Annotated in this window: 2 protein-coding genes and 1 pseudogene; 2 read left to right on the top strand and 1 reads right to left on the bottom strand. The window is 74.7% G+C overall.

Annotated elements, in window-relative coordinates; genetic code table 11:
- Window positions 1-43: 43 nt before the first annotated feature.
- Window positions 44-1,552 carry a NuoM family protein gene (locus HTZ82_RS18755; protein ID WP_175410569.1) on the top strand — a complete coding sequence of 503 codons (1,509 nt, stop codon included), beginning with the start codon at window positions 44-46 and terminating at the stop codon, window positions 1,550-1,552.
- A complete protein-coding gene (locus HTZ82_RS18750; protein ID WP_175410568.1) occupies window positions 1,549-2,982 on the top strand; it encodes an NADH-quinone oxidoreductase subunit N in 1,434 nt (477 codons plus the stop codon). The genes HTZ82_RS18755 and HTZ82_RS18750 overlap by 4 nt, the downstream gene beginning before the upstream one ends.
- Window positions 2,983-3,264: 282 nt before the next feature.
- On the opposite strand, the pseudogene HTZ82_RS18745 reads toward HTZ82_RS18750, so the two are convergent.
- Window positions 3,265-3,768 (bottom strand): annotated as a pseudogene (locus HTZ82_RS18745) (oxidoreductase); the annotation flags it as partial.

Genomic DNA, 3,768 nt, shown 5'->3' with positions numbered 1-3,768 from the left:
CTTCGCGGTGTTGACCCTGATCCTGCTGCTGGTGAGGTGACCCGTGCTGACCCTCGTCACGTTCCTGCCGCTGCTGGCCTGCGCCGTGCTGTGGCTGTGGCCGCGCCCCCTGTCCGACCGCGTCTGCACGGGGGCGTGGATCGCGACCGCCACCGCCGACCTGGCCCTGGTCGTCGCCCTGTGGGCCGGGTTCGACCCGGGCGGCGGCTTCCAGTACGAGCAGCGCGTCCCCTGGATCCCCGGCGCGGGCGTCGGCTACCACGTCGGCGTGGACGGCCTGTCCCTGCCGCTGGTCGCCCTCACCTGCGTCCTGTTTCTCGCCGTCGCCGTCCACGCGCTGCGCGAGACGCGCCGCGTCCGCGCGTACACCTGCCTGTTCCTGTTCCTGCAGACGGTGTGCGTGGGCCTGTTCGTCGCCCTGGACCTGATCCTGTTCTTCGTCTTCTTCGACCTGTCCATCGTCGGCATGTTCTTCGTCATCGCCGGCTGGGGCCACGGCGAACGGGGACGCGCCGCCGCGCTGAAGTTCTTCCTCTACACCTTCACCGGGTCCCTCGCCCTGCTCCTCGGCTTCATCGGCCTGTTCCTCGCCGCCGCCCCGCACACCTTCGACATCGTGGACCTCACCGCGGCGAACCCCCTCGCCGGGCGCGGCACGTACGCGGCGCTCGTGCTGCTGGCGATCGGCGTCGGACTCGCCGTCAAGACGCCCACGGTGCCGTTCCACACCTGGCTGCCGCCCGCCCACACCGACGCGCCCGCCGCCGGCTCCGCGATCCTCGCGGGCATCCTGCTGAAGATGGGCACCTACGGGTTCCTGCGCGTCGCCATGCCCGTGCTGCCCGGCAGCTGGCGCGACCACGCGCTCGTGTTCATCGTCGTCGGCGCCGTCTCCGCCGTGTACGGGGCGCTGGTCGCCCTCGCCCAGACCGACTTCAAACGCATGATCGCCTACACCAGCGTCAACCACATGGGGTACGTCATCCTCGCCGTCGGCGCCGCGGGCGTACTCGCCGGCACGGACGCGCAGGCCCGCTCCCTCGCCGTCACCGGCGCCGTCACCCAGATGGTCAGTCACGGGCTCCTCACCGGCGCCCTGTTCCTGCTGACCGGCGTGCTCCACGACCGCGGCGGCACCTACACCATCGACGCCTACTCCGGGCTGGCCGGCCAGGCACCGCGGTTCGCCGCCGTCACCGCCGTCGCCGCGTTCGCCAGCCTGGGCATCCCCGGGTTCTCCGGCTTCATCGCCGAGTTCCAGATCTTCACCGGCAGCCTCGGCTCCCAGGCAGTCGCCACCGCCGTCGCCCTCACCGGCATCCTGCTCACCGCCGCCCTGTTCCTCCGCGCGCTGCGCCGGATGCTCCTGGGGACCCTACGGCTGCCGAGCGCCGCCGCCCGCACCGGCGGCTTCCGCGACCTCACCGGCGGTGAGGCCGCCGCCGTCGTGCCCCTGCTGATCCTGGCCCTCATCATCGGCGTCGTACCGCGCCTCCTGCTGGACGTGATCGAACCGGCCGGGCGCGCCCTGGCGGGACTGGTCGCCCGGTGAACGGGGCCAACGAGAACGTCGCCGCGCTGCTGCCCGAGTGCGCCCTGGTCACCGCCGCCGTCGTCGGTCTGCTCGCCGGGTCCTGGCTGCCCCGGCGCCGCCAGTGGGCCGTCGCCGCCCTGGCGGCCGCGGCCTGCGTGACGGGCCTGGCCGCCAGCGCGCACACCATGGCCACCGGCCGGCAACAGACGGTGTTCTCGGCCGCCTTCGCCGTCGACGGCGCCACCGGCGCCGGACGCCTCATCGTGCTCGGCGCGCTCCTCCTCGTCCTCGCCGTCTCCGCGGAACCGCTGCGCCACCACAAGCGCGAGACCGAGTACTACGTCCTGCTGCTGCTCTCCGCGGCGGGCACGCTCACCATGGTGGGCGCCAACGACCTGCTGACGCTGTTCGCCGGCTACCTGCTCGCGAGCGTCCCCGCCTACGCCCTGGCCGGCTTCGCCAAGGACGCGCCCGGCACCGAAGCGGCCCTGAAGTACTACCTGATGGGGGCGCTGCTCGGCACCACCATGCTCGCCGGTACCGCCCTGCTGTACGGCGCCGGGCGCGCCACCGGCTACGCCGCGCTGCACACGGCGCTGCCCACCGCCCCCTACGCGCTGGTGGCCGTCGGTCTGGTCGCCGTGCTCGGCGGCCTGCTGTTCAAGTCCGGTGCCGTCCCCGCGCACTTCTGGGTTCCCGACGTCACCGACGGCGTCCCGGCGCCGGTCGCGGCCTACGTCACCACACTCCCGAAGACCGGCGGGCTGATCGCCGCGTTCCGTCTCGTCCACGAGGCGCTGCCGGGGGAGACCGTCAACTGGCCGCTGCTGCTCGCCGTGGTGGCCGCCGCGTCGATGACGCTCGGCAACCTCGCCGCGTTCTTCCAGACGTCCGTGAAGCGGCTCCTGGCGTACTCGACGATCAGTCAGGTCGGCTACCTGCTGATGGCCGTCGCCGTCGCGACGCGCAGCGACCTCGCCCAGCGCGGCCTGCTCTTCTACCTGGCCGCCTACACCCTGACCAACCTCGGCGCCTTCGCCGTGGTCACCGAACTCCCCCACGCCCGTACCCTGGACGACTACCGAGGCCTCGCCCGGCGCCACCCGGGGCTCGCCGCCGTCCTGGTGGTCTGCCTGCTCGGGTTCGTCGGCACCCCGCCCACGGCCGTGTTCCTCGGGAAGCTGGAGGTCTTCAGCGCCGCCGTCGACGGCGGGTACACCTGGCTCGCCGCGCTCGCCGTCGCCAACACGGTCGCCTCGCTCTTCTACTACCTGCGGTGGCTCGCCCCGCTCTTCCGGCTCGCGCCGCACGACCGGCCCGCCGAGGTCCAGGCGGCCCTCGGACGCTGGTCCGCCGGCGCCGCCTACACGGCGGGCGCCGCCTCCCTGGCCCTCGGCGTCGCCGGCGGCGCGGCGATCCCCCTCACCCTCGGGCCGCTCCTACGCTGACCGGGAGCGACGCCGCCGCGCACGCGCCACCGAACACGGGGCCGTCCGGGCACGGGGCCGTCGGGGCACGCGCCGACCGGTCACGGGCCGTCCGGGCACGGGCCGCCGGGGCACGAGGTGACCGGTCACGGGCCGTCCGGGCACGGGCCGCCGGGGCACGAGGCGACCGGTCACGGGCTGCCGGGCACGGGCCGTCGGGCATGCGGCGACCGAGCACCGGCCGCCGGGGCACGGGGCCGTCGGGGCACGCGCCGACCGGGCACGGGTCGCCGCCTCGCCCGGTCAGCCCAGCGCGTCGAGCAGTTCACGCTCGCGCCGGGCGCTGAGCCCGGCACGCCTCGCCCGGTCCAGGCCCTGCTCACGCTCCCAGCGCACCGTGTCGGCCAGCAGCTCCGCCCGCGGCCGGTGCCGCAGACCCGCCGCGCGCGCCGCCGCACCGCTCCGGGCCGACCACCCTTCCCACCCCGGCTCGACCAGCCACATCGGCAGCGACTCCGCCCCCATGTACTGGGCCACGCCCTGCGCGAGCAGCCAGGCCGACGCGGCCGTGACGACCGGACCGGTGTGCCCGCCGGCGGCCCGGGACAGCGCGATCCACTCCTCGAACGGAACCACGGGCCCGACCGCGTCGTACGTACCGGTGACGCCCTTCTCCGCGCAGTCCAGCAGCCACGCGGACAGATCCCGTACGTCGACCGTCTGCGTCGGCAGCGCCGGCGTCCCCGGCACCAGCATCGGCCCGTGCGGATCACGCGCGGCGCGGGCCGCCCAGTAACCTGACCGTCC

Origin of the sequence: Streptomyces sp. TRM64462 (assembly GCF_013362995.1) — a bacterium.
Lineage (GTDB): Bacteria > Actinomycetota > Actinomycetes > Streptomycetales > Streptomycetaceae > Streptomyces.
Note: the sequence above shows the minus strand (reverse complement) of the source record. Positions and strands in the feature narration are given on the sequence as shown.